At 63.2% G+C, this 25,711-nt stretch carries 17 protein-coding genes and 1 pseudogene; 2 read left to right on the forward strand and 16 right to left on the reverse strand.

Annotated elements, in window-relative coordinates; translation table 11 throughout:
- Positions 1 to 408: 408 nt before the first annotated feature.
- The 4 genes from ACJEIK_RS14500 to ACJEIK_RS14515 all read right to left on the reverse strand — a co-directional run bounded on the left by ACJEIK_RS14500 (position 409) and on the right by ACJEIK_RS14515 (position 3,111).
- The gene (locus ACJEIK_RS14500; protein WP_064859151.1) at positions 409 to 960 is read right to left on the reverse strand and encodes a DapH/DapD/GlmU-related protein; all 552 of its coding nucleotides are present in this window, start codon (positions 958 to 960) and stop codon (positions 409 to 411) included.
- A gap of 113 nt (positions 961 to 1,073) precedes the next feature.
- Positions 1,074 to 1,625: a YaeQ family protein gene (locus ACJEIK_RS14505; protein WP_064859150.1), complete on the reverse strand. Its 552-nt coding sequence runs from the start codon at positions 1,623 to 1,625 to the stop codon at positions 1,074 to 1,076.
- A 512-nt stretch (positions 1,626 to 2,137) separates the two neighbouring features.
- Positions 2,138 to 2,713, reverse strand: a complete 576-nt coding sequence (locus tag ACJEIK_RS14510; protein ID WP_064859149.1) for a zeta toxin family protein — start codon at positions 2,711 to 2,713, stop codon at positions 2,138 to 2,140.
- Complete coding sequence (locus ACJEIK_RS14515; RefSeq protein ID WP_064859148.1) at positions 2,710 to 3,111, reverse strand: TA system antitoxin ParD family protein; 402 nt, start codon at positions 3,109 to 3,111, stop codon at positions 2,710 to 2,712. The genes ACJEIK_RS14510 and ACJEIK_RS14515 overlap by 4 nt, the downstream gene beginning before the upstream one ends.
- A 109-nt stretch (positions 3,112 to 3,220) precedes the next feature.
- Here ACJEIK_RS14515 and ACJEIK_RS14520 point away from each other — a divergent pair, with 109 nt between their 5' ends.
- On the forward strand, positions 3,221 to 3,367 hold the full coding sequence (locus ACJEIK_RS14520; RefSeq protein WP_110767311.1) for a hypothetical protein: 147 nt from the start codon (positions 3,221 to 3,223) through the stop codon (positions 3,365 to 3,367).
- A gap of 164 nt (positions 3,368 to 3,531) precedes the next feature.
- Here the strand turns inward: ACJEIK_RS14520 and ACJEIK_RS14525 are convergent, their stop codons facing one another.
- The 11 genes from ACJEIK_RS14525 to ACJEIK_RS14575 form a co-directional block, all read right to left on the reverse strand.
- Positions 3,532 to 6,141, reverse strand: coding sequence for a TrlF family AAA-like ATPase (locus tag ACJEIK_RS14525; protein ID WP_074362049.1), 2,610 nt, complete (start codon positions 6,139 to 6,141; stop codon positions 3,532 to 3,534).
- A gap of 49 nt (positions 6,142 to 6,190) precedes the next feature.
- A complete protein-coding gene (gene brxL, locus ACJEIK_RS14530) occupies positions 6,191 to 8,248 on the reverse strand; it encodes a protease Lon-related BREX system protein BrxL (protein ID WP_074362048.1) in 2,058 nt (685 codons plus the stop codon).
- Entirely contained in the window at positions 8,245 to 10,578 is a 2,334-nt protein-coding gene (gene pglZ / locus ACJEIK_RS14535) for a BREX-1 system phosphatase PglZ type B (protein ID WP_074304480.1), read from the reverse strand. The genes brxL and pglZ overlap by 4 nt, the downstream gene beginning before the upstream one ends.
- Positions 10,575 to 13,802 carry an Eco57I restriction-modification methylase domain-containing protein gene (locus tag ACJEIK_RS14540; protein WP_079596429.1) on the reverse strand — a complete coding sequence of 1,076 codons (3,228 nt, stop codon included), beginning with the start codon at positions 13,800 to 13,802 and terminating at the stop codon, positions 10,575 to 10,577. Before ACJEIK_RS14540 ends, pglZ begins: the two co-directional genes overlap by 4 nt.
- Positions 13,803 to 13,804: 2 nt before the next feature.
- Complete coding sequence (brxC, locus tag ACJEIK_RS14545) at positions 13,805 to 17,263, reverse strand: BREX system P-loop protein BrxC (RefSeq protein WP_074304478.1); 3,459 nt, start codon at positions 17,261 to 17,263, stop codon at positions 13,805 to 13,807.
- The gene (locus ACJEIK_RS14550; protein ID WP_074304476.1) at positions 17,260 to 17,817 is read right to left on the reverse strand and encodes a BREX protein BrxB domain-containing protein; all 558 of its coding nucleotides are present in this window, start codon (positions 17,815 to 17,817) and stop codon (positions 17,260 to 17,262) included. The genes brxC and ACJEIK_RS14550 overlap by 4 nt, the downstream gene beginning before the upstream one ends.
- Positions 17,814 to 18,569, reverse strand: coding sequence for a hypothetical protein (locus ACJEIK_RS14555; protein WP_409431637.1), 756 nt, complete (start codon positions 18,567 to 18,569; stop codon positions 17,814 to 17,816). Before ACJEIK_RS14555 ends, ACJEIK_RS14550 begins: the two co-directional genes overlap by 4 nt.
- 126 nt (positions 18,570 to 18,695) lie before the next feature.
- Positions 18,696 to 18,884: a helix-turn-helix domain-containing protein gene (locus ACJEIK_RS14560; protein WP_070917645.1), complete on the reverse strand. Its 189-nt coding sequence runs from the start codon at positions 18,882 to 18,884 to the stop codon at positions 18,696 to 18,698.
- 240 nt (positions 18,885 to 19,124) lie between these two features.
- Entirely contained in the window at positions 19,125 to 19,814 is a 690-nt protein-coding gene (locus tag ACJEIK_RS14565; RefSeq protein WP_074304472.1) for a hypothetical protein, read from the reverse strand.
- A 110-nt stretch (positions 19,815 to 19,924) separates the two neighbouring features.
- Positions 19,925 to 20,929, reverse strand: coding sequence for an ATP-binding protein (locus ACJEIK_RS14570; protein WP_236741111.1), 1,005 nt, complete (start codon positions 20,927 to 20,929; stop codon positions 19,925 to 19,927).
- A 13-nt stretch (positions 20,930 to 20,942) separates the two neighbouring features.
- On the reverse strand, positions 20,943 to 22,958 hold the full coding sequence (locus ACJEIK_RS14575) for a Mu transposase C-terminal domain-containing protein (protein WP_074362046.1): 2,016 nt from the start codon (positions 22,956 to 22,958) through the stop codon (positions 20,943 to 20,945).
- A gap of 97 nt (positions 22,959 to 23,055) precedes the next feature.
- Between ACJEIK_RS14575 and ACJEIK_RS14580 the strand changes: the two genes are divergently transcribed.
- Positions 23,056 to 24,203, forward strand: a protein-coding gene (locus ACJEIK_RS14580) for an IS3 family transposase (protein WP_109557130.1) whose coding sequence is annotated in 2 segments (ribosomal slippage) — positions 23,056 to 23,323 and positions 23,323 to 24,203 — 1,149 coding nt in all. Because the reading frame shifts where the segments join, the coding sequence is not laid out codon by codon here.
- Positions 24,204 to 24,332: 129 nt separating this feature from the next.
- Here the strand turns inward: ACJEIK_RS14580 and ACJEIK_RS14585 are convergent.
- Positions 24,333 to 25,025, reverse strand: a pseudogene (locus ACJEIK_RS14585) (TnsA-like heteromeric transposase endonuclease subunit); the annotation flags it as partial.
- Positions 25,026 to 25,711: the final 686 nt, after the last annotated feature.

Consider the following 25,711-nt stretch of genomic DNA (forward strand, 5'->3'; position numbering starts at 1 on the left):
TACCACCACGGTGACGACGACGCCGACGACCATGTCACCTACGACTTCACCCGGCACCGGCACCGCCCCAGGCGGAGCCACGGGTGGTGGTGGCCCTGAAGGTGGCGGCGGTTCGATCCCGGGCGGCCCGACCGGCAGCGGGGGACCCGGTGGCGGGGGCGGCAGCGTGCCCGGTGGACCCACGGGTGGCGGCGGCCCGGGCGGCGGCGGTGGCTCAATTCCGGGCGGCCCGACGGGTGCTGGCGGTCCTGGTGGCGGAGGCGGCAGCATTCCTGGGGGGCCGTCCGGCGGCGGCGGTCCCGGCGGCGGTGGAGGCTGTGTGCCCGGCGTGGGGTGCGTCTCGGTTCCTTGATCCGAGGCGGATGTCAGCGCAGTCCCGGTACGCGAGCAGCGCTCCCGTACCGGGACTTACGCGAGAGCGCGTCGCTGTATGTGACCAGCGCTGCTGACGAGTGAGTTCGGCGGGACATCCGATGCCACCACCGCGCCCGCGGCAACGACCGATCCCGAGCCGATCGTGACTCCAGGAGCAATGGTCGCGTTGGCCCCGATCCACACATTTGTGCCAACGTGGATCGGGGAGACCGTGATGCCGTCGAATCGGGCCGCCGGTTCGACGGGATGGCCGGCAGTGCAGAGGGTGACGCCCGGCCCGATCAATGTGCGGTCTCCGATTGTGATGCCGCCGAGGTCAAAAAACGAGCAGTTCTGGTTGACGAAAACCCGGCCACCAAGACGCAAGTTGAGGCCGTAGTCGCAATAAAACGGCGGGTAGATCGTCGTGGTTTCCGGCAGCGACCGCCCCAGGATTTCCTTCAGCAATGCGTTGCGGCCATCCACATCCGAGTGCCGCAGCACATTCAGTTGCGACGTCAGGTCCATGACAAGCTGGACCCGTTCCACCACACGGCGCGATTCGTCGGTACCTCTGGGGATCAGCCGCGCGGTGTTCTTCTTCATATCTCGATCCTGGCACCGACCGCAGGCATCTCGGCGAGCGACGCGCCTTGTTGCCGAACTTGGCAACTGACTTCGCCGGCGGGCGGAAAGCGTTGCACGGCAACCGAAATCCTTCACTCCAATGGCTCGGGGGTGAAGGTCACGTCGACTCCGCCAACGGTCATCGTCACCTGACCTTCGATCACCATCACCTGTGCCGAGACCCGTCGATCGACGCTTTGGGCCAGTTGCTGCACCGACTCGTGCGGTATCTGCAGCACCGACAGGTTCGCCAGCCCCGCCACTTTGGGACCGACGGTTCGCCACCAGGTGGCCACGCCGGCGGCGAACGGGTAGAGCAGCACCTGGTCGGCCTGGCTGGCCGCCTTACCCAAGACGCGTTCGTCGGGCTGGCCGACGTTGATCCATTCCAGGATCCGGCCGGTGTAGTCGGCGAGCCGCACGTCCGGTACGCCAGGGGTGGACAGGCCCGGCCCGAACGCCAACTCGCCGTCGACGTCGCTGAGTCGGTGTGCACGAAGCCCAAAAGCCAACAACCGCACGACCATCCGCTCATCGGTCTCACTGGGATGGCGGGCCACGGTCAACGCGTGGTCGGCGTAGTAACCGTGATCGACATCGGAGACGCCGAGTTCAACTTTGAATACTGTTGCAGAAAGGGCCACGTCATAGTGTCCACCCGGCCGGCACCTGCCCTGCAATCGGGCCGCCGGTCAATTCGAATCGCCACAGGGGAGAAGTGGCGACTCCGCCCTAGCCGACTGGCGGTTGTGAGCCATTCGGCCCGTACGGGCCGTTCTGGCCATTTCCGCCGCCGCCCCCGGCAGCGCCGCTACTGCTCTGCTCGGGTGGGGTCGCGATGACATTGGCGTTTCCCGGCGCCTGGCAGACGGTGGCACTGCCTTCATCCGCACACGGGGCGGAGCCGCCGTCTGCGTAAGCGGCCGGCGCGAGTACTACCGCGGCTGCCGCGCCAGCGGCGACGAGCGTCGACGTAATCGAGATGTTCGACAACATGAGTTCTCCTGTGGTGGCTGCACATTCGTTGCCGCAAAGAGCCGAACCAAGATATTCATGCCGCTTCTGGAGCGGTCAGGGCTCTGCGGCTTTCTCCTGTAGTGGCTACCCGTGGCCGCCCGACAACAAACGTGGTGGCGACGGCCCGAGCTGCGCCGAGCTACGGCCAGCGACTACGCAGCTGTTCCGGCGTCCACGACGGCCATCGGGGCGTGTCGACGCTCAGTCCGCCACTCATCTGCGCCACGATCTGCGGTCCACTGGCCGCGGAATTGTCGTAAACCGCTGTGCTGTCGACGCGAACGATCGCTGCAGCCACCAATGTCCACAGCCGGCGATACCGTTCCCGGATCTTCTCCTCGGGCACATCGTGGCCACCGGCGGCGACCCGGTAGCGGACGCGGTGAACGGCCAAGTTCTCCGGAATCAGCACAATGTGCAACACCACGACATACCCCGCATGACGGGCCGCATCGATCAGCTCCAGCTTGGAGGGGTGCGAGAACACAGTCTCGGCGATGAATGAACGCCCCTGCTCGATCAACGCTTCCCGCGTCGCCGCGGCGATCCGCGCGGCCTCGTAGGCGTGGCCCAAAGCGTCGGTAGGCCAGCGCTGTTTGGCGATCTCATCCGCGTTGACGAGCACGCTGCTCGGTAGCAGCGGAGCCAGCGTGAGTTCGACGAACGTCGATTTTCCGGCACCGTTCGAGCCGACGACGAGGTCCAGGCGTTTCACCGACGCAGCGAGTGCACCGCACCAACCACGGACTCGGTGCCGTCCGGGCGATGCTCGACGATCTGGCCGTCCTCATCCAATGCCACCGTGGTGATCCCACGCGAGGCGAGCACGGCACCGTAATCGGTGCGGGCCAGACTCTCCTCGATCGCCGCGGAAACCTCGGCATTGAACACCACGCCTTCTTCGGTGTTAAGAACGGCGATGTCGATCTGACCGGCGAGGGCAGCCTCCACCCTGCGTCGTGAAGCGGTGTGCTGGGTCGATACAGCACGGCCCACCCGCGCCCAATGGTCGAGTTGCTGCTTGGCGGAGCGACTCTGCCGGGCACCCTCGGCGGCCGCGGCCTCGAACAGGTCAGCGGACACCCGGGTGACCCGATCGGCGACGTCGGACATGACCTACCTCCCGTGTAGCATGTTGCTACCAACGTAGCAGATTGCTACTGTACGCGTCATCTTTCCAGGGCACCGCCCGATAGAAGGGCCAGAGGCGGACAATTGCTCCATGTCCACTGCGTTCTGGATCGTCGTTGCAGTGCTTGCCGTTGGGACTATCGCCGGCGGGTTGTTGCGGATTCGAACCTGGTTACAGCAGCCGGCCCCGCCCGTAGTGATCGAGGCCGCACACCGTCACGACGATGAAGACGACTAGCAGCGTGAACCGAACACATACGTAGGGGTGTTGGGTGACAACGAATCTGAGACTATTGACAACATCTTGAGACTCGCCACCTCGAAGATCAAATACTCACGGATCGTGAACAGGGACAGATGATTTGAGACTTTGTTCATCGGGTCTGCCTTTTGGGCTGCCTGTCAGAACCCGTACAGGTGCTGCCTGGCGTTGAATGCCGCCGGTCCACCCTCGAGGATCGATTCCGCGAGCGCACGGATGGTGGCGTCGTCGAGCGATCCAATGCCGCCTTCCACTGGCTTGCCGTTCTGACCGCTGCCCTCCAAAGCGACGATGAGTTCCGCATCGCCGAGGACCGGAACATTCGCGTTGTGTGTGCTCGCGATGATCTGGCGCTTGCCCTTAAGTTCGCGGAGGTTCTTGACGATCCCGTCGTACACGAACCTGTTATCGAGATCGTCCTCGGGTTGATCAATGACGAGTGGTGCACGTGATGCTCCGAGCAGGAGCAGCAGGAGGGCGGTGGCCCGCTGCCCCTTGGATAGGTCGTCCATCTTCTTGAATTCCCGTGTGCCCGTTCCCGCCCCGATGTCGAGCTGCACTTCCACCGCATTCCCGACCGACAGCTCCTCGATCTGGCGGAAGAGAGCTTCCCCGGCATCGACCACTCCGCGGGCCTGCGCACCACGGATCGAGAACTTGGCTGTGAGTTCAGCCTCACCCTTGCGGGCAGCCTCAACGAACGCACGGGTCGAAAAGCCTTCAGCGTCAACGGCTGCCATGATCTGCGTCCGTTGCCCGCTGACCGCGTCTTCGATCAGCGACTTGATGTGGCGACGGTCCTGGGCCGCGATTGGCTTCACGATGACGACGCCACCTGTTGCTGCGTTCGCAGTTCGGATCGCATCGTGCAGGGCTTCCACCCGCTTGTTCTCGTGCTCAGCGAGTTCCTGGAGAAGTGTCTTGCGGGAAGCGACCAGTTCCTTGATGTTGGCGTCGATGCTGGCCCGCCGAGGCTCCTTGGCCTTGAGGTCTTCAAGCGCCTTCGTCGTCGTCAGGTACTTGTCGGGCTCAAGCCCGTCTTGAACGAGCTTCCGCAGCACCTCTGCGTGATCGTCGCGCTGCTCGCGGACAGCATTCGTCCAAGCGATTTCGGCCGAGGCGATCGCAACGTCGGCAGCTGCGATGGCTGCTTCGGCCTGAGTCGCGAGGGCCTTTAGTATCTCCGCCAACGTGTTCGTCGCAGATCGAACGAGTCGGAGAGTTTCCGCTTGTGGCGATTCTTCAAGCCCGTCGTAGGACGCGCCGAGCTTCGCCATCAGCTGTGTGTCCGTCAGCCCCGTGAGGGTCGACTTTGCGTCGGCAACGCGCGAGTGTCCTTCGGAGAACACCGCCTCGTCTTGGTTCATCCGCGTGACCTCACTCAACCGAGTAGGCACGTCGGTCTCCTGAAACTGGCGCACTTGCTCTTCCAAGCGCGGGATGTCGGCGAGTTCTTCCTCGAGTTCGGCCTTGTCCTTCTCCGCGCGCGCGAGCTTCTCGCGGCTTTCCTTCAACGTTGCCAGCGTCGCGTTGTGCTCGGCAGTCAGGTCTCCGTTGCCTTGAAAACGGTGGAGCATACTGGCGACGTTCGCGCTGTCGCTTGTCAATTCCGCCAGCTCATGTTGTCCGAAGATCTCGACGTCGCCGATCACGTCAGCCGGTTGAAGGCTGGTGACCGTACCACTGGAGTCCTTGACGACCGGAGTGTTGTGGACAGACCGCTCGATCGTGAATGCCTGGATCATCGGCGAGGTCGCCTCCACAGCGAGTTTCACGACGGTCCCTGCCCGAAGCACACCGCTGACGATCGCGTCGTGGTCTGCCTTGGCTGAGGCGCCAATCGGCGTCAGCCCGAGAACGTAGCGAAGGCTCTCGATGGCGGTGGACTTCCCCGTTCCTCGCCCACCGATCAACGCGGTCAGATCCGGCGAGAGCGGGATCGTGACGCCGTCCAGGAAGCCGCCGACCCACGATATTTCCTTCAAGAGAGGGCGAGTCTCTCCTTTGGGGTCAGCGAGAGCGATCCGGGTTTCGGGGGTACGGACCGCGATCTTGAGGCTCTCGACGGTCAGGGTGCTCACTTTGAACCAGGTGGAGCCACCCTCTGTCTCCAGAGCATCTGGGTGGGAGATGTCGTCGGCGTGAATGACTGCGAGTGGGTGCCGGCGGTCGAACGGCTTGCGGCGTTCGATGATGGCTTCCTGCTCCTGCGCAGCAGCCACGCTGGGTGTGATCCCCAAGGCATGGAGCTGTGGATGGTTGATCAGCTTTGCGAGTGGATTGCCCTGCCGGCCCGTAAGCATTCCGCTGTTCGCCACGTTGGCGTGCGCAGGAATGACCAGCGCACCGCGATCCGACATCTTCTCCAAGATGTCCTCGAAAGGCTGCCCGACGGTGCCGTTGTTGCACCCTGGGGTGACACCGCACGCACCGATGGCCGCGTTCACATCGGCAGCAGCGGTTCCGGACTCGAAGATGACGAGCAGATGGAAGCCTTCAGCCGTATTTGCCTCGAACCCAGGCAAGGCAACGACTCCGCGAGCCGTCGCGTCTTGAATGAGTCCACGGGCCGTGTCGACCGCCCAGTGATCGGTAATCGCGATGAGTTCGATGCCAAGCTCGTCACATTTATCGAGAAGCGCCTTGTTGTAGTCAGCCTCCGAGGCGAACCTGGTTGAGGGCGAGTTTCGCCCCTGGTACGCGTAGGGGTTGACCTGCAGAGCGGCGCGAACCCAATGAGCTCCGGGCATCAGATCGCCCGCTCAGTCGGACGCAGGAATGCCCAGACCACCTGCTGGCTCATTCGTCGAGCGCCTTCACGAGGGCATCTTGCGCGTCGCTGTAGAAGATGAATGAAACCCTCGTCGCGACCTCGTCACTGACGTCGAGGAGTTGGCGGCGGGCAGACACCGGGAGCAAGAGGGCTGTGGCCCCCTTCTCCATCGCGTGCTCGGCAAGTTGCGCGGCATTGTGAACGGTCTCGACGCCGCCGCCCAGCGACAGGTTACCGACGGCGATCAGGCCGCCGCGGACCGACCGCTGGAGCATTGCGGAGGTGAGAGCCAGCAAAATCGGGAGCCCGAGGCCGGCGCCGGTCTTGGCAGCGTCGAGGGCTCGGATCTGAGCAGTGAGATTGTGCTCGCGTGGGTCGCGGTCACCCACGAGTTGTCTCGCCTGGGCGATGAGGTTCTGTTCGGCGACCTTGAAGCTCTCGCGGAGAGTCGCGGGCGCGGCTTGGTTGAGCAGACCACGTGCGCCTGAGCCGGGCGTGTCCGCCGCCTCGATCCGGTAAAGCCCTGGGCCGACGTCGCCGTCGCTCTCGGAAATCGCCCACACTTGTCCGGGCGGTAGCGGATCGAGCCCAATCGAGTCTGGGCTCGCCAGCTCGGGCGTCGAGACGAACTGCTCGACTCCCTCACCAAGGCGGTAGCCGAACTGCGTGTTCCGGAACTCGGCGGCACCGATACGCCGCTGCTGCTCCTTGACTCGACGGCGGCATTCCAAGGCAATGCGAACGGCCCATTCGAGGTCCTCGTCGCAGATGGCGGCCTCAGCATCGGGGTAGAGCAGTTTGAGCAACCCGTCGACGGTCTTGTTGACGGCCGAGAGGTCACGACCGGACAGCGCGTCCGAGTAGTTCACGCGGCCCTGAATGGACGCGAGCCGTGACTGGTCGCGCAGGCGCGACCAGCACTCGGAGAGAAAGTCGCTCACAAGCCCGAAGTGATGGGTGAAGTACGTCGGGTTGAGCTTCGGGACATCCCAACCGGGCAGGTAAGCGTGGATGCGGTCCATGAACGCGGTGTCGTCGCGCATCTCCGGCGGCAGGGGTGAGAGCAAGTGGCCGATGCGCTGCTGATGAGCAACATCGACGTCGAAGTTGCCGACCAACACGATCGAGCCGTCAGCACGGATGGACTCACGACCACGGGAGAACTCGCCGGACTCCATGTAGCCCTTCATGATATTGACGCCGTCCTTCTGGTCGAAGGAGACGCCGGATACTTCGTCGAAGCAGACCACGTCGTACTGCGCGACGAGGCCGCGCTGCCCAGTTGCGTTGTTCACAAACATCCGGGCGACGGTCGCTTTACCGCCCGAGATCAGGTGTGCGTACGGCGACACCTGCTGGAATAGGTGCGACTTGCCCGTACCTCGCGGCCCCAGTTCGACCATGTTGAAGTTTCGCTGCACAAACGGGACCATTCGCAGCAAAAGCACGTTCTGCTCGCGTTCGCTCAGCTGCGCAGGCTCGAAGCCCACGGACCGGAGCAGAAGGTGTTTCCACTGCTGGGTCGTGAACCGCGACCGGCCTTCAGCCAGTCGTGACAGCGAGTCGCGAGTTGAGAGCTGGATGGGGCGCAGCGACCCGATGGCGAAGGGTTTGCCGTTGTTCTCCTCAGCGATCGCGGCGTCGTAGGAGAGGTCGACTTCGGCGTAGAAGCCGCCAGTGAGCATGCGTTCGTTGTCCCTGACGACGGCGTCGTCGATCCTCACATCGCGCAGAGCGAGGCTCGGCAGCTCGGCGAGGTAGGCATTCGACTTCGCGTCGAGTCGGGCCTTGACTAGGTCGATGAGCTTGACAGTCATGCGCTCGCGAGCGCGTGACTTGAACAGCTCCTCCTCGCCGGCCCGGACGGTGCGGTCGGCGAGCAGACGGCGTACAACCTGGAGGCCCTCTTCGATTTCCTCGGGGTCGGTCGTGGCGCAGTACCGCCCAATGAGGAACTCGCCCACGTACGTCGGGACGGGATACGCCCCCTTGAACTGTTGCGCTAGATCCTTGCGAACGACGTAGCCCTCGAACACCGAGGCCGCTGTCTCGTCGATCTCGTCGAGCGTGATCGCCTCAGTCATTCCGCGCCTCCCACCGTAGTTTGTGCTTGGGCCAGAACCCCACCGCTCTGGTCAAGAAGTACGACCCAGGCGACTGCCCCACCAGGAGCCTGTTCTTCATCGACGAGAACTTTGATCTCGCCCGGTTCTGTGGGCGATTTCGGACCACCAACGGTGCTCGACGCGTCGGCTGGGCGGAGTCGGATTTCGGCGACGATATCGGCCTCGGCGGGGACGTAGTCGACGCGGCAGCGCTGTCCAGTCCACCGGATGGCATCAACCTGGACGGGCGCAACGGCCGTATCGCCGCGCGTCACCGTGACGACGGGAATCACACACTCCTGCAGGCTCAATCCGCCGTGCTCGTAGAGGCAACCCGCCTCGAACGCCGAAGTTCCTGGTGCACTTACCATGTCGACGGACGAGTCCCATGTCCAGGGCACAATCGGGAAGTCCGGGCGCGCCGCCGCCGCCTTTAACCGAGCCACACGCGGCTTGCGCGCCGCATCACCTTCCGTGACTTGTAGGGGGAGAGCGACCTTCTGTGCTGGCTTGCCAGGCAAGAGGAACCCGTGGTCAGTGACAATGACGACCGTTTGCCACCCCGCGTCGAGCAACCCGCGAACGCGCTCGGCGACGAGGTTCAACTGCTGGTCGACGAGGTCTGCAAGCGCATGTCCGTGGGAATGCCCAAGCGAGTCAATCGAATTCGTCTGCGTCCATGCTTTTCCGGTCGGATCCCCGACCTTGGCGGCGTCCCATTCGAGGAACTGAACATCTGCGCTCACCAGTGCCGAACGCAGGACCGCGCCCTTGAGGGATCGACCTTGGTCGTCAGCCGCATCGAATGCTGTGCCACCGCCCACGGCGATCGCGATAGGGGCGACCGCTGGCTGCCCAGTTGGTGTCACGCTGGGGAACGCGGCCAACCGCGTTTCGACAGAGACAACGAGCGGTGACAGCCGCCGAGTCACTCGAGAGGCCAGGTCGAAGCGCAGCGCGTCGACGTAGACGACGGCAGTTCCCGTGTCGATGTCGAGGCCGATCTGCCGGGGATAATTGGTCGTCGCCGCGATCTGGAAGGCCCGCGCGGACTCATCGACCCATGGGTCGTAGAGCGCACTGAGCGCGGTCGAGACTGCGGCCCGGTCCTGGGCTGTCTTGGCCGCCGCAATGGCTCGTAGAGCGAGGTCGTCGATCGTGTGGCCTTCATCGCCATACCAGGCGACCTGAGCCGTGAGATCTGTCGCTGTTGATGCGGCCACAACACGACCCGCTAGTTCGGCGAGGTGCCCGACAGCGCCCGCCAGCGGTGCCTGCCCGAGGGCGGCCCAGACGTTGTCCTCCCGCTCCGAGTGTGCGGCAACGAGTTCGACGATCCGGCGCTTCGGGTCGGGGTCAGCCGTCAGCCCACCTAACGCGATCCGCAACGCCTCCTCCTGGTCGCGATTCCATGACGGCCACGAATCGGGATGGGCGTCAGGGTCTCCGAAGAGCGGCACGACCGAGGGGCGCGCTTGATCGAGTAGTTCGGGGATGTTCGGATAGCGGGCGGGATTCTCCGTGAACCGCTGCCAGACGGCACTCCACTCGCCGGCCCTACTGCCAAGCTTGCTGGCCGCGGTGAGCGAGCCGTCCTTCTCGGGGCTGAACCCGTAGACGGATCTGCAGGAAGCGTTGAGTGCCTGCCATCGCGCGCCTTCGAGCGAGGCCCGAACCGCGTCCGGGTCGTTCATCCATTCGAGCAGGGTGCGTACCGCGTCATCGAGCACGAGGTGGTGCAGGCGCGACGAGTCCAGGCGCCCCATGCGCTTGAGGTCATCGATGTCCTCGAAAAGAAACTTGTCCAGCACCTGCGCGAATGCTGTTCTCGTCGCGGCGTCGCCAGCGAGATCTAGCCCTGCACCCTGTCTTGACGCGAGGAACGAGTGCGGCGTCCACGGTGCCTGACCGAGCGCAGACGGCCACCAGTTGGAGCGGATTGAGATCTCCGCGAGCGGTGCAAGCGTGTCGTCGAGGGCAGATGCTTCGGCCACAGAACTGCGGCTGACACCGGGTAGGTAGATCACCCACGGGTTGCGCTCACCGTGCCCCGCTAGGTGAGTCGGAAGGTTGGCTGACTCAGGCGATGCGAGAACGGCTCGAAGCCAGAGTGCGGGTCCTTGAGCGCTTGCAGGATCGTATTCGCCGAGAACGAGGATAGGCGTCGCCTCCTGGAGGCTGCGGATCACAGGCTCCCACGCGCGTTCGGGGTCGGCCCACAGCACGGCCATCGGGGCAGAGATCGCCCCCGCGTTGAAGGCGGCGGCATCACGGAGCGCTTTGGCGACCACGGCACGTACCAGCGTCATTCGGTCGACTCCGCGGCTCTCCGGGCTGCGCGGCGCTCATCGAGTGTCGGGTGCAGATCGTTGTGGCGCTCTGATCCGTCGGGATTCGTTCCGCGATCTTTCTTCCAATGCACATTGACCTTCGACCGGAGCACCCCGGCGGTCACGAACGGCCGGATGTTGACTCGGACGCCGTCGTCAAGGTCTGGCTCCCAGCCGATCGGTTGCTCGGCCATGGACTTCCACCGCACGTACACGTCGTGGGGCGGCGCACCTTCGAGGATGAGCTTGAGCTTGCGCTGGAGACCCTCAGCTGCTGCGAGTCGCGCGTCAGCGCCAGCCCGTTCCGCTCGAGTCTCATGCTTCTGCCGGTCGATCCACGCGCCGAGCGATGTGAACGTCAACTTCTCTAGATTCCGCCGGTCGAGCTTGTGGTAGTTGACGATCGCCGAGAACCCATCCTTGCGGCCATCCCAGATGTGCCAGAGGAATGGCCGGTTGTCGAAGACTTTGACGTGCTGAGCGAAGAACGAATCTCGGAGCCAGTCTTCGAGCCTGCCATTCTTTCCGCATGCATCCATCACCAGCTTTCGCTCACGCGCACTCGACCAATCGCTGCCGTACTCGACGGCGAGGACTTCGCGGAGCCGTGTAGCGAGATCCGGTTCACCGGGGAGAGCTGCCAGTGACGCTATCCCGTCGACATCTGCATAGAAGGTAAGACTGTCGTCTACTTGGGATGGCCACCGATATCCAAGGATGCGTCCAATGGCCACTTGCAGCGCGTGCAAGGCATCCGCGGGGTTGCCGCGAAACAGCCACTGTGTTGGATCGTTCGTGGCAGGTGCCGGTAACGGGTCGGACGCGTCTGCGACGGCCTGCCAACGCTCTAGGTCGAAAGGCACCTTAACCATCGTGGAGACAGTAGCTATGACCTTCTGGTTGATCGCACGTACCGCTTGCCGATATTCCTCGGACTGAACGAAGTGCCAGATTGCAGAACAGTATTCCGGAGAAGACGGAATGAAGACTGCCGGGCTATCGAGAAACAGTGATCCTGTGTACAGGGTTGAAGGAAACTTCCCGGCACGAGAAAGACAAATTCCATCCTTCCGCCACGCGTTTTTTCCCCTGATCCATGTGCCCTGCCGCCCCTCTCCAAGACGTTCCGTTATGAACTCATAGAGTTTTCCGGCCCCAGACTCCCACAAGAGAACCTCGTCGCGGCCGCCGTACGGAACGCTCTCGCCCACCGTTCCGGTGAGGCGATCCCATCGGCTATCGATTGTCGGAAATTCCCAGAATTTTCGGACGAAGCGATTGTTGTCGCCCGTGGCAATCCCAAGGTGTGAGGTGCAATAGTTCGAGAGATAGGTCGCCCCCTGTGCATTTCGGAATGCGATGGCGGTATTCGGGTTTCCGAGGTGAACATCTTGCTCACGCATCAAGAGAGGATCCCGAGCAAGGGCACTCGGACGGTCGCCTAGCGGATAATCGGCGACGTCGATTGTTGCGTGAATACTCGGCAATTCGTGCGGAAGCTGGATCATCAGAACCGGCTTAACTACCTCGCCGGTAAGTCCGGAGAAAGCTCCAGGGCCGAGGTTGGCCAGCACTCGAATCGATGACTCCTTGAGCTTTCGCTTTCGGTAGTCGAGATAAGGGCTAAGCGTGAGCCACGTGCTGGGGAGGACAATCGAGATCACGCCGTGTGCGTCAACAAGCTTCGCAGCGCGCTCGACGAAACTGACGGCCAACTCTGCGCTAGCGTCAGGAAAGTGGAATGAGCAGTAGTCGTGGAGACGTGCGCTCATCTTCTGATCATTTAGGAATGGCGGGTTGGTAGCCACCAGCGTGTACATGCCACCCAGGAGAGCCGCGGCATTGACAACGTCCTCGGCGGTATGGCCAAGCACCGTTTCTGCGTCCTGGTCCGCTTCATGGGCCGTTACAAGCGCATCGCGGACGCGGTTCCAGCCGACAGTGGTTGTCATGTCTCGACCGATCAGCGCACCAACTTCAGCCGAAGGGCGCGGGTCGATCAGCGAGCCGAGCGTGTCAGCTTCTCGGAATCTGCCATGTAGTCGGCCGAGGAGCCCGCGAAGTTCCGTGTCGGTACCGGCGAGTGCCTCCCAGTCCTCACGTTTGCCACGAACCGGAATCCCGGAGCAAGCAATCTGCGGAGCGGGAAGTTCGCGGAACCCACCCTGTTTCCACGCTTCAAGCGCGACGTTGAAGGTTGCGATCTGGGTGCATCGTGGATCGAGTTCGAGGCCGTGGAGGTTGTCGCGAAGGACCGCATCCTGCGCATCGGCCGGGGTGAGACCCTCCTCCTCGGCGCGCATGCGCCAGAGCATTCCGAACATGGCCACGAGGAAGTGCCCAGAACCGCAGCAGGGGTCCATCACCGTCACGTCAGCTGCACATTCGGGCCACTCATTGAACGAGCCGGCGGCAGGTGTGCCGTCGTCCTCATTGAGCCGGAGGTACTCCCACGAATCAACGAGCGGTGACTCGGGGTGACGGGCTACCCACCAAGCGCCGAGAGAGTTCTCCAGCAGGAAGCGCACCATGTAGTCCTCGGTGAACAACTGCGTCACGGGCGAGATGTCGGCACCGCCGATCTTGACGCCGGAGTCGTTGACTCGTTTTTTCTCGGCCGTCTGCCAGAACTGGTAGACCCAGCCGAGAGCATCCTCCGTCGTGAACACCTCCGCCGGAATCTCGAGCAACAGTCGCTCCAGTGTGTTCCGGTGTTCGGCCGCGAACCCCACCTGGACTGCAGGATCGGTGAGGCGGAACACACCGGGCAGGATCTCGGATGCGAAGCGAGCGGCAACAGCCCACGCGTCGGGCTCGCCGAGGTCAGATGCGAGATCGCCGCAGTCCTCCAAAGACAATGGGATGTCGCGGTACTCGGGATGCCGCAGGAGTCCGTTTGCTTCCAGGAAGCGTGCGAACAGCAACCGGTGCCACTGCTCATAGGCGACGTCGTGAACGAGGTTCGTCAAGGACAGACCCGCGTGCGAGGTGTTATCGCCGAGTTGGCGAGCCTTGTCGCGAAGTGCAAGGCGAAGCTTGTTCTGCTGTTCGCTTAGGTATGCGGGCCGGCTCGGCTCGCTGACCGCGAGTGCGCGCAATGCATCTTCGGCTGCGCGTTGTGCCGCCTCGCGGGCACGTTGCGTCTGGGTGTCAAGGAAGCGCCGCTGTTCAGAGTTGAGGACAGTGATCGTTTCGGTGCTCATGGTCAGCCCTTCACCACGACAGTGTCGTTGCCGCTGTTCAGAGCGTCGAGAAGCCGAGTGCGCAGGTCATCGATGTACCGCTCGATCTCGTCCACGTTGTTCAGGCTCGCCGTCGACACCCGCACGGTGGTTGTCTTGGCCGCAGGCGTCGTGAGTTGGATCGCAGCCTCCAGCGCACGAGAAGACCGCTGTGGGATTGCGTCTAGTTCAGCGGTCCACCCTTGGAGCGGCCGGGCCTGTGCGGCCACCAGAACGGCCGACGGATCGGCAAGGTTGGGCTCGGGCTCGGCTCCGAGGTGGTGTTCCGCCAGGAGAGCCTCGCGCTGCGTCTCGTCGAGAGCCGTCCACGCGGGCTGCTGTGCGAGGCTCGCCACAGCCGTCGCGCGGGCATCGCGCAAGGCAACTGCTGCTTCGTGGATGGCATCGCGAAGTGTGTCGGCGAGGTCCTTGACGATCGGGGCGACGGGGTCGGCGTCGACGAGTAGATCGCGGCTCGCGGCCAGCGCGTCGAGCCGGTCACGGGCCGCCGCCGCCGGCTCCAGGCCCGCAGCCGACGTCGCAAGCGAACGCGCCAACTCTAGCGAGGGTGTCCGGCTCTTGAGCCTCAGTTCCAGGTCCCGCAGCCGCTCGTTGAAGCTCGTCAGGTCACTCTTCGCAGCGAGAAGGGCGTGCACACGGTCGTTGCCCGAGGTGCTCACGATCGCCTGGATGTTGCCCGGGACAGCGATGTCCGGGCGCGGAGCGGGTCCGCTTATGTCCTTCGCGCGGCCGACGAGCGACTTGACGGCCTGCTCGACCGCCGAGTCGAGCCCATCGTTGTCGGTCGAAAAGCCGAGGTTGCTCAGCAGCTGGCGCGCCTGAATCTTCTCAGCGGGCTTGAGAACTGTCACTTCGCGACGAAGCTGCACATTGCCGAGACGGGTTTGCTTCAGTACGTCGGCAGTAGTCGCGTCGCTTCCGTTGAGCGTCGCTCGGATCACCCCGGTGTCGAGGAGCACCCCGAGGGCGGCCATGAGTGCGTCCCTCGGCCAGCCGAGGGGCTTCGAGGTGACGGCCTTTTCGACGTCACTAGCTGCAGTCCCCGCTGGGCCGATGCGATTGAGTACCTCCTTGACGACGCGGTGCTGCTCAGGGTCGCCGTCATATTGGACTGCTTTGAGGGCGTCCACCGCCGATCCGCTCTTCACCCGGGCGATGACTTGCGGCCACCGGTTGTCGTCAGCCTCGGTGAACCGTGGGAAGAGCCGTGTCGCAGCGGCCTGCGCGCCTGCCTCGATCCCCTCGCGCAGGGTGACCCCGCTTGGTGCCGTCCCGCCGCCAAGTAGAACGTTCGCCTTGGAGATGACATCGCGGACGTATGCGTTCACCTGGTCTGTGGCCCGGTTGAGGCGCGTCTGCATTGCGCTCCGGGCCTGCCTGCCCTCGTCGTCCTGCGGAATTCCCTGCTGGTCGATCACCCGTTGCGCAGCGAGCTTGTTGCGGACCGCTGCAGCGAAGGCGGGAGCCTGGAGACGGGCGAGGTGAACAAGGACGATCGGCGAGTCGACGCCGAGGCTTCGGGCGGCCTCGTCGAACTGCTTCGCGGTGATACCTTCGTCCCACTCGGAGCGCAGCCACACTGGGATCGCCTCGGAGTCCGGCGGGAGCGACGGGTCGGCGTGAAGGGCGAGCTTGCGCGACTCCTTGGCGCGACCCTGCTGGATAGTCGCGGGCAGCGCCCGATTGACCTCCGCGAGCAGCAGGGAGTCGCGCTCGGTGCTCACCTCGCTGTCGGTCACTTGCGCGTGGTGCCTGCGGAAAGCTTCGTCCCACTCGCGGCCCGCCTTGGTCTGAAGACGGAACTCCTCGCCGTCCTGTTGAAGAATGCCCTCTGCGGCGAGCGCTTCGAGCACTGTGGGGACTTTCTGCCGGAGCCGGTCCCCGTCGTGGGCAAGGTCTTCGACTAGCAGATCGACGATGTGGTCTGCCGTGGCGCGCACGCCAATGTCTCCGTGCCCGGACGTCGGAAGCAGACCGATGAGGTGGATGAGGCCGAGGATGCGTCCCCGCAGGTCGTCCTTCTGTCCCTGCTCGTGGATCAGCGTCTGCGTCTCCTTGAGGAGCAGCCCTGCGCCGTTCAGGTCTTCGTTTTTCTGTGTATAGAGGAAGTCGGCGCCTACCGCCGTGCCGACGGATTTGGGAGCGACCATGCGGTTCGCCTCGTGCACGATGCGGAGCTGGGAACGCAGTTGCCCGGCGCGGCCGGCGTCGGCCTGGCGGAGCACACTTTCCCAGAACCGACGACGCACCGGGAGCAGCGGGTAGTCTTCGGCGAGGTCCTTGTCGTCAGCGGCGGTGTGCTGGATCTTGCTGCCGATAAGCTGCCGGGAAATCTGCCCGGCGACCGACGCCAACGTGGTGTCGAGACCGGGCTTCTTCGCGGGCTCCTTGCTGAGCAGCACACGGCGGACGACGGCGTCGACGTCCTGGTTCTTGAGGACGACCTTGACGGTGAAGCGGTCCTGGATCTTCTGGAGCGTCGAGTCGGCCGTCAACTCTTGCTGGCCCGTTGCCACGAGTAGTACCCGACCGTCGAGTTCGCGAGACACCGACTCGACGAGGTTTTGAACCTCCATAGCTCGGCCGCCGTCGCCGCTGATGTACTGCTGCACCTCGTCGAGGACGATCAGCGACGGCGGAATGTGTCCGTCGCCGGCGTATTGAAGGATCTTCTTGAGTAGTTCGACCGTCTCATCCGTGGAGAATGAGCGTGCGCTCGTCGGGAACTGACTGCTCAGCTGGCCGCGCACATCCTTCGCCGAGCTTGCAAACTCCGGATCGACCGCGAGGATGGCATTCGCGAGCTGCCTGCTGAGGTGATACTCGGCCAGTTCCTCGATGATGTCGCCGTCATTGGCCACGATGTGCTCACGGACAGCGTCAAGGTGCCCGTTGTCGGCCAGCCACAATGCCACTTGAGCGGGCGCGACACGCGTGGGCAGCCCAGCTGCCCCGAGGACGATGGAGAGAAATACCGAGTTGAGGGTGTCGCCGCTGCGGTCAAGCGCTCCTGCGGCCGCCCACGGTGCGGCGCCATCTCGGCGGCCGAGCGTCGTCAGCTCGGTCAATTGGTCTTGGATACCTGGCGGGGTGTTGGCCAGTCCTCGCGCAGTCGCACCGTTCGGGAACTTCGTGTCGGCCCACAGGTGCTGCAGAACGCGGACTAGGTGCGATTTACCGCTGCCGTAGAAGCCCGAAACCCAGACAGCAGGCTGCGTCGTTCGGTTCCGGTGACCGGTGTAAGAGTCGAGGATGCGCTGGAGACCGTGCTCATACTCGCCCTCGCAGACAAAGCTCTCCAACTCGTACTTGAGGACATCCCACTGATTGGAGTCTTCGGGACGGTCGACATTGGTGACACCGTCGTTCGGAATTTCGAAGCTCAGCGGGGGTCGCACGAAAAGTTCGTTGTTGATCGTCACGAGATGTCCTTCTGCGGATCGATGACGCGGGCGCGGTAGTTGAACCCGTCGCGCGCGTCGAGCAAGCGGAATGAATGAGTCTCTGGGTCGTGAAGCCCTGGAAAGAGCACGAGGAGGCGGCCAGTCACAGCGGAATCGACGGACTTGATCACGCTCGATGCCCGGAGGAACGGATAGATCGAACCGATCCCCACCAGTGCCACGACGGCATTCGTGGGAGCCGCTTCGAGGGCATCGCGGATGCGCGTGACCAATGTCGTCTCGAACTGGTCGAGGATCGACTGCGTGAGATCGCTCGGCTCCTCGTAGAACGCCTCCGCATGCCGATGCGAAGACAGCCAGCGCCCAAAGTCGTCGCTGACGTCAACGACGAGCCAGTCGCGGCCCGCCTGGGTTGTCGTCAACTCCATGCTCGGAAGAGCGTGCCGCATCCGGCGTTCCAGGTCAGGCGGGTAGACCAGCATCCAGACGCGCTCACCGCCTGAGACGTTGTCCTGCCACGTTAGGGACAACTCGGCTTTGTACGCATCGACAAGATCGGCGACTGGGCTCATCCAGCACCACCTACGGCGGGGAACGATACATCGATGACGTTGCCTGCGACGAGGAGGTCGACGAGTCCCTGGGTGTGCGCAGCGCGCAGCGCCTCCAAGGAGTGGCCATGTGCGAGTTCGAGGATCTGCGACCAAGGGTTGTCGAGAACGCCGAGGCCACGCCCGCCGGCGAGGTGTCCCAGGTATGCCGCGTAGGCGATGGCCGCCGGGCGGGCTTCCACTTCGGTCCGCACCTTCTTGGCGCGACCCGCGAGGTGGCCGGTCTGGGTCCAGCAAGCCCCGGTGTTGCGACCAGTCTTCGCGAGCGTCGACGCCGACATTTCGTGGCCGAACTGTCCGGCAACAGCTTCGGTTAGGTCTGCCGACGTCACGCTCGAACCCGCAGGGAGGTCCGAAATCGCGGCGAACGAAGCGCGAAGCACCTCGTCACGGGTGAAGGCCAGAAGCCCCGCAAGGAGCGAGCGCGACGAGGGGTCGATGTTCCAGAAGTGCCGCAGCGCCGCGAACTCCGAGCGGCCAGGGTCTAAGAAGTACAGCTCGCGGAGATGGCGGAACGAACGCTGCCGACCGGCCTGAGTTGGACGGCCGAGGACGTTGCCTTCTACGACCGCCTCGCGGTACCGCTCGGCGGGCGCATCCGACGGCACCTCGCGCAGAAGCTCAACCAGGTGGGGGATGCCGATCGTATGGCTCGCAGTTGTCCGCAGCGTGCCGAGGACTGAATCGCTCTCAGCGATACGGGAACTCGTCATCTCTCGGTATTTCTCCTTCCCCACACGCACACGGCGCCATCAGTCCACAGCTCCGCATCTCGACTGCCCGATGCGATGCACTCCATCCCGGGTGTCATTGCAGCAGGAGCCACTGACATTGAGCAGTCATGAGACGCCTTCCCCCGCCGCACCGCCACGGCGCACCCAGTCGTCGATCTCGCTTGCTTGGAACTTCCAGAGGCGCCCAACCTTGTGGGCCGGCATGGCTTTCTCAGCGATCCAGGTGTACACGGTGTCCTTGGTGATCCCGAGGTGTGCGGCGATGTCGTCTGCGGACAGCCACGGCTCAGCCACGTCGATCCTCCCTCGGACAGCGTGACCCGGGCAGGTCAACGGCCTCAGAGCTTATCGGAGGTCGGGCCGTTTTAACTGGGTTTTTCCGGGCGTGGCCTAATCGAGCCGGGTGTGACTGGGTGGGTTACACCGCAACGGACGAGAAGCCGATGAAGTCCACGGACCAGGAGCCGGTGATCCGCGCCGATTCAGCAGGTCCCCAGGGGACTCGGAAAGTTGCGGCGCCGAGGAGTGCGATAGTCAAGCCACACTGCGGACGTGTGATTGAAGCAGTTCCTGCAGATTCTTGACCAGCAACCATCGGTCGTCTCCAGCCCAATCGAGACTGTCAGTCAGGGCGCTTCTGACCTCGTGCCGCTTGCGGCTGCCTTGATTGGCCAAGGTGATCAGTTGAGGTCGAGTCACGGCGCGAAGCGCCAGCACGGTCTGCGGGAACAGAGCGATCCGGTCATCGGTACCGACGGTGAATTTGGGTTGGTCAAGAGCTCGCCGGAGTCTTTCTGGCTGGGCGTTCTCACCAATCATGTACGCATGGTCGCGTACGGCGTCCCAGGTGCCTTCGTACAGCTCCCGGGTTACGTCCCCTGATCGGACCATGCGGCGCAGGGCCTGCTCGGCCTTCCAGAGGTCGGCGTCGAGGACGGCAGCGCGTTGAAGTTTGCCTAACCATTGGCCGTGCCGACGGCAAAAGGCGAATCGGATGTGGGGGTAGGTCGCTACCGCTGTGCCGGCGGTGCATGACAGGCATGCGGTGCCGCTGGTGGACTGCTTGTCCCAGGGGCCGCGGAGGTTCCGGTGCCCGATGAGCGCCCATGCGTGCGCTGATTCGAATCTTCCAGGTTCGGGTCCACCCAATTCGGAAATCATGACTCCGAGTTCGCGCGCACCGCAGCCTCCGGTGCGCCGTCGTTGTCGGACAATCGTTTCCATCCACGGACGGTCGATTGAATTCGCTGTGCATAGCCGCGTGAAATACGACCCAGGGGTCTCGAGGTGAACCGGGCGGACGGGCACTGACTGGCGTGGCAGCTCGTCGAGATTCATGCAACGCCGATCTGCCCGACCCCGACAAGGTGCTCCTGCGTGATGATCTCGCTGCCAGTGTCATCACGGTCGGTGATCGCGTTCGCCATCGCGAGGGCAAGAATGCTTCGAAGGTCGCCGATTTTTCCTCCAGTCATCGTCAGCAGGATGTCGGCGTAGGGGGCGAGATGAGCGGGTTCGGCATCGAGCAAATGCATTGCGTCGCCGAGTGAGTTGACCAGCGAGGCCCAGTGACCGCGTGAGGTGTCGTCGCTGCTGAGGAATGGACGCATCTGTGTCACTTGGCATCTGGCCATGATTTGCTCTGCTGGCCGGCTGGAGAGTCCTTCGAGCAGGTCGACGCCGGCGAATACGCAGATCGCCCCCGAGTCGTTCATGATCGTCTTCAAGGAGTTGACCGCATCGTCACCGGTCTTGCCGTCGAGTTTGAGCATCTGAAGCTCGTCGATGATCAGCATCTGGGTGTGTCGCCGACGCAGAGCGTCGAGAGCCTGATCGGTGAGCTGGTGTTGCGTGGCGGACTTGAAGTTATGCGGGATCCCGTAGAAGTTGAGGATCGAGCTGGCGATCGACTTCGGGGATGCCTTCGGCTCCATTTCGATGTAGGCCACGGGTGCACGTCCGGTCTCCCGGAAGTCGGGCGCGCGTTTGCCTGCCCACTGCTCGACTTCGGCAGCGAGGCGGATCAATGCAGTGGTTTTCCCGATGTGTGGCGGGCCGGTCAGGACGATGCCACGCTCACCCACGGTGCTGGGGTCATGGACGCGCAGTAGTGATAATCCGGTCATGGTCAGTCGCCGCAGCGCTGGGGTCCTCACGATCAGTCCGTTGCTGAACCATTGCAGCCGCTGGTCGTCATAGAGAACCTGTTCAGCTTCGGTGCACCGGTCGAAGTCGGTGCGGCTAAGGACGTCCGGCCGGATGATGCGGTTATCGATCCGCTGACGCAGCCCTTCCAAGGTTGTCTTGCGGCCAGGTGTCGCAAATGCGTTGTGGATCATCGTCTTTGGCCTTTCATGCAACCGTATAGTCGTCGGGGTGTTCACGCACCGGCACGGCAGTCGGAAGCTGCATTGGTTCGACAGCTGCTGGGCGGGGGAGCGGGTCACGTTTGCGATTAGCACGTTCGGCAGCACTCTTTGTGGCCTTCTTCTGCGCGGCTTTGCCCGACGAGGTCCTTTGTGTGCCCTTGTCGGTGCCAGAGCGTGTCGCTTTCACACGATGAGATTCGGCGTCGAGGAAGTCCTGCGCCCACTGAGTGTGCGGATCGTCCGCCTGGGCCGTCGCGGAGAGGCTCGCGGTGGTGCTCGTACCGAAAGGCAGGGCGGCGAGCCGAATTGATCGCGCGAAGCAAGTGATCCATTCACCGTTGTCGGGGTGGCGAACCCAGATCCGTTCTGTGTCATAGGGATCTTGACGAATCTCGTGCTTGCCTGGCCGTCCCCGGACTTCGTTGAGATCGGGGGAGTCGTAGATCTCGTTGCTCAGGTGGATGCCGTCTGATTGGAAAGTCCGGTCGTGCCGGGGCATCAGTGAGATGTAGTCGGACTGGGAGATCGGGATCGGGATACCGGCGCTGGCGTCGAAGGTCGCCGAGTACATCTGGTTCGGCGTAAACGTCCGTCCCGGATGTTCGCGAAGCACCAGTCCCTTGTGCGGACGATTCTGATAGACGGTGACGATGAACGACCACATGCCGTCGACCAGCTGCGTGAAAGGTATTGGTGCGCGCGGGTTGCGGCCACGATGGTCAGGGGAGTTGCCGACGTAGGCATCCAGGCGCGACAGGAACAGGCTGTTCATGCTCTTGAAGAACCGCTCGACATGAGGCTTCGCCGTCGGAGAATGCGGTGGTGCGTCCACGACGCTCCACCCGAGCATTTCTGCGGCGACCCGGCTGGCCAGAAAGTCTTTGCCGCGGTCCATAGTCAGCGTCTCGATGGAAATGAACGGCATCGCCGGAGCATCCCCGGCGGCCTGTCCCATCGCGATCATTTCACTCGAAGGGAGCGTCTTCGAATTCGACAGCCACAGTGCCGGATTCATGCGATCAATGGCACGACGTGGTGCAGCGATCCGAGCGAAAAGCACGGTGTGGTCGGTAGACGATGGCGCACCGGCGTGAATGTGGAAGCCGGCAACGCTCCCGGAATAGACGTCGACCGCAGCGGTCATGTAGGGGCGGATGATCTTGCCGTCGGGCATCGCGGTTTCGATGTCGAGGGTGTTCGAATCGATCTCGACGTATTGCCCTGGGTAGAAAGCGAGGATCGGCTGGAATGCTCGGTTTGGCCGGTTCGATTCTGATCGGCGGTGACTGGCGGTCTTGGTCAGGCCGGCTGCTTCCAGCATCGGGGTAAGCCAACGTCGTATCGTGCGGTCACTTGGCCAGTTGACGTCTTTCCCCGGATTGTCCTGGCGGACAAGATGTTTGACCTTATCTATGAAATAGAGGACATCGCGGCTGGTTGCACCGAGATGATCAGCGATGACACGCTGAGCGGCTTCCTCGATCTCAGGTGCGATTCGCCGTGGTTCCTGACGGCGCAGGAGCCGCCGGTCGACGAGCCCGGCGATACCTTCCGTTCGGTACTTGGCGACTTTCCGGAACAGGCTTGGCCGCGACGTTTTGATTCCCGCGGCATCGAGTTCAGCAAGCTTGCGCTGCACGCGTTCTTCAAGGGTCGTCTCTGGGCCGTAGCCGTCACGCGGCTGGGCATCCGGGTCGTGTGGATCGATCAGGCCGGACTGCACCTCGTTCACGTGTTGCAGCCAGAACAGGACATCCTGACGAACTTCCGACGCAAGCATTGCGAGCTCAACGCGGTTGCGCGCCGCCCGGGCATGCTCGGTGTCTGCATGATGATGCTCGAAGGACTCTTCCTGGGAGATCGTCGCGAGATCGACCCAGACGGGCGAGCCGCTTGCCACGGGGTTCAGACGCGTACCACGCTCACCGTGGGCGTCGACTATCCAGTCGCAGCCATCCCAGGTGACGATATCTCCGAGATTCACGCTCCGCAGTTGCATGGTTCTCCCTTGTGGATGGCGTGTTCCCTGTGAATGAGTCCAGCGTGTTTTAGAGTCCCGTGGCCCGGTTTCGGGCCGAGAAGGGACGATGAGATACATGGCTGGACGCAAGCGGCATTCCGCGGAGGACATCGTGCGCAAGTTGCGCCGCGCGGACGAGTTGGCTGCCGAGGGCAAGACTGGCGAGGAGATCGCCGCCGAGCTGGGCGTATCGCCGGCGACGTTGTACAACTGGCGCCGCGCCTACGGCGGGATGGACACCGACGCCGCCCGCGAGCTCAAGGAGCTGCGCGAGCAGAACGCCCGCCTCAAGCGGCTGTTGGCCGAGGCTGAGCTGGAGAAGGACGCGTTGCGGGAGGTTGCGAAGGGAAAATTCTGAGCCCAGCTGCCAAGCGCCGCGCCGTGGACATGCTCAAGGACACCTTGAGCATGTCGGAACGGTTGGCGTGCAAGGCCGTTGGGCTGGCCCGCTCCACTTACAGAAACCTGCCGATGGCGCTGACCCCGTCCGATCCGGACGCCGATATGCGGGTTTGGTTGCGCTCGTACGCCACCAAACACCCGTGTCATGGGTTCCGGCGTGCCTGGGCGGCGTTGCGGTACGACGAGCGCCGTGAGGTGAACAAGAAGAAGATCCACCGGCTTTGGCGCGAGGAAGGTCTGCAGGTGAAGGTCACCTCGCCGCGCAAGCGGTCGGGGGTGTCATCGTGCCCACCGGAGGTCATCGCGGATGCGCCGAAGGTGGTGTGGGCCATCGATTTTCAGTTCGACTCCACCGTCGACGGCAAGGCCATCAAGATCGCGTCGATGCTTGACGAGCACACCCGTGAGTCGCTGCTGAACATCGTCGAGCGGTCGATCACCGCGCAGCGACTGGTGGCCGAGTTGGAGAAGGTGTTCGCCGCGGCCGGCGGGCCGCCGATGGTGTTGCGGATGGACAACGGCCCTGAGTTCATTTCGGCTGCGCTGCAACAGTTTTGCGACGGCAAGGTCGGGTTGTCCTACATCCCGCCGGGCACGCCGTGGAACAACGGCTACATCGAATCGTTCAACAACCGACTACGCAAGGAGTGCCTCAACCGCAATCACTGGAACACCCTGATGGAGGCCCGAGTGGTGATCGGGGACTTCAAGGCTGACCACAACCTGCGGCACCGGCACTCGGCGCTGGGCTACCGAACACCCGCCGAGTACGCTGCCGTCTGTACGTGCAGTCACACCCCGATGGCCTGCGAAATCAACTGAATCTGGATCAACAAACCCGACTCTAATTCCGGGTGGACTCAGAATCGGGGACTCGCCATGGACGCTTTCAAGTAGGCTCGACTCGGTAATAACCTGGTCAAAATCAGTGCGTAAATGCCTGTGCCACAGCAGATGTCGAATATGTGCGGCTGCAATATACGGTCGCTTGAGATCGGCTTTGAGCGCTCCGTCGCGGAATGTGCATCCGTCGGCGAACACCGCGACCAACCGGTCAAGCTCGGGCTGCGTTGGGTGATAACGCGTATGCCGTGCTGCACGAAGCCATTCGAGATTGCGCAGCTTGGTCGGGTGCAATTCGTGCAGCACCTGATGCTTCCAGCCGACCGTGCGACACACGTCCGCCGTCTTCGCGAACTGCTCGACCGTCGCATCGGTCATGCGACCCGATGGTTTGACGTCATAGAGGACCTGGTCACCGCTGCGGAGCGTGGCGAAGAAGTCAGGGAAGTGGGTCGAGCCGTCGGCGAAGCTGATTTTCATGGGCTGCGAGGCGATCTGGCGAACCAGGCCGTCGAAGTCCAGCGACAGCAATGATTCGGCTTCCAAGCCTGATTCGCACCACACATGCGTGCGCTGCGAGGCGAAATACTGCCGCGAATGCCGATTCAGCCGGTTCTGAAACTGGACGCCGGAACGCCAGGGCAGAGCTCGGTGGAAATGCTCATGAAGCAAGGCGGGCGACACTGCAGCCGATCGTTCGTTCCCGTCGGCGGTGATCCACGAGACCGTGTCGATCCCGATCTGCGCCGACGAATCTGCCGATGACTCCACGGACGTGCAACTGGACATGAGCCAGACCATATTGCGGGGGTACGACAAGCTGACGGGCCCGACAGTCTCAACTGTCTGTCACTGAGTCTCAACTAGGGTGTCAAAGTCTCAAATAGGTTGTCATCCGACAAGGGCCGGGGCGGGTGCAGCATCGGACCACGGCAGACCACTATTCGAGTAACTGACATAATGTCGATTATCGGCGTTTGGCTTTCGCCTGGTACGCGAGGGTGGACCAAGACCGTCGATCTCTTCGCCTGATCGGCGGAGTCGCTCACGGACCATCACATGCTTAACCATCACCCGGAACACTCATGGCGCGTATCCGCGCGCTGCAAGCCGCACAAGCGTCGCGGCGCCGGCGGCCGTTCCTCCAAGGACCGGTTGTCACGCGTCGACACCCCGGGTACGTCCGGAGATACTAGCGCCACCCACTCGGCTGCGACGACTCTGATCGAGCCACCCTGTGCGACAATAACGATACGTCACAGTGACGTTTCACCAGCGGCTCGCCGGATGCTTGAATGTTGTTACCCGCAAAGGTTTTTCAAAGGCATAGCCCATGTCGATGCATCGTCACATTGGTGCGCCGGATGTCCGTTCTCATTGAATCTGGGGCACATTTACTAGTCTGACCTGCATTGCCCCAGATTGGATGAGAATTTCGATCGCGACGTTTCTCATTGAATCTGGGGCTACCCTGCTTCCGCGCCCGG

The organism is Mycobacterium sp. SMC-16 (assembly GCF_046250085.1).
GTDB classification, from domain to species: Bacteria; Actinomycetota; Actinomycetes; order Mycobacteriales; family Mycobacteriaceae; genus Mycobacterium; species Mycobacterium phocaicum.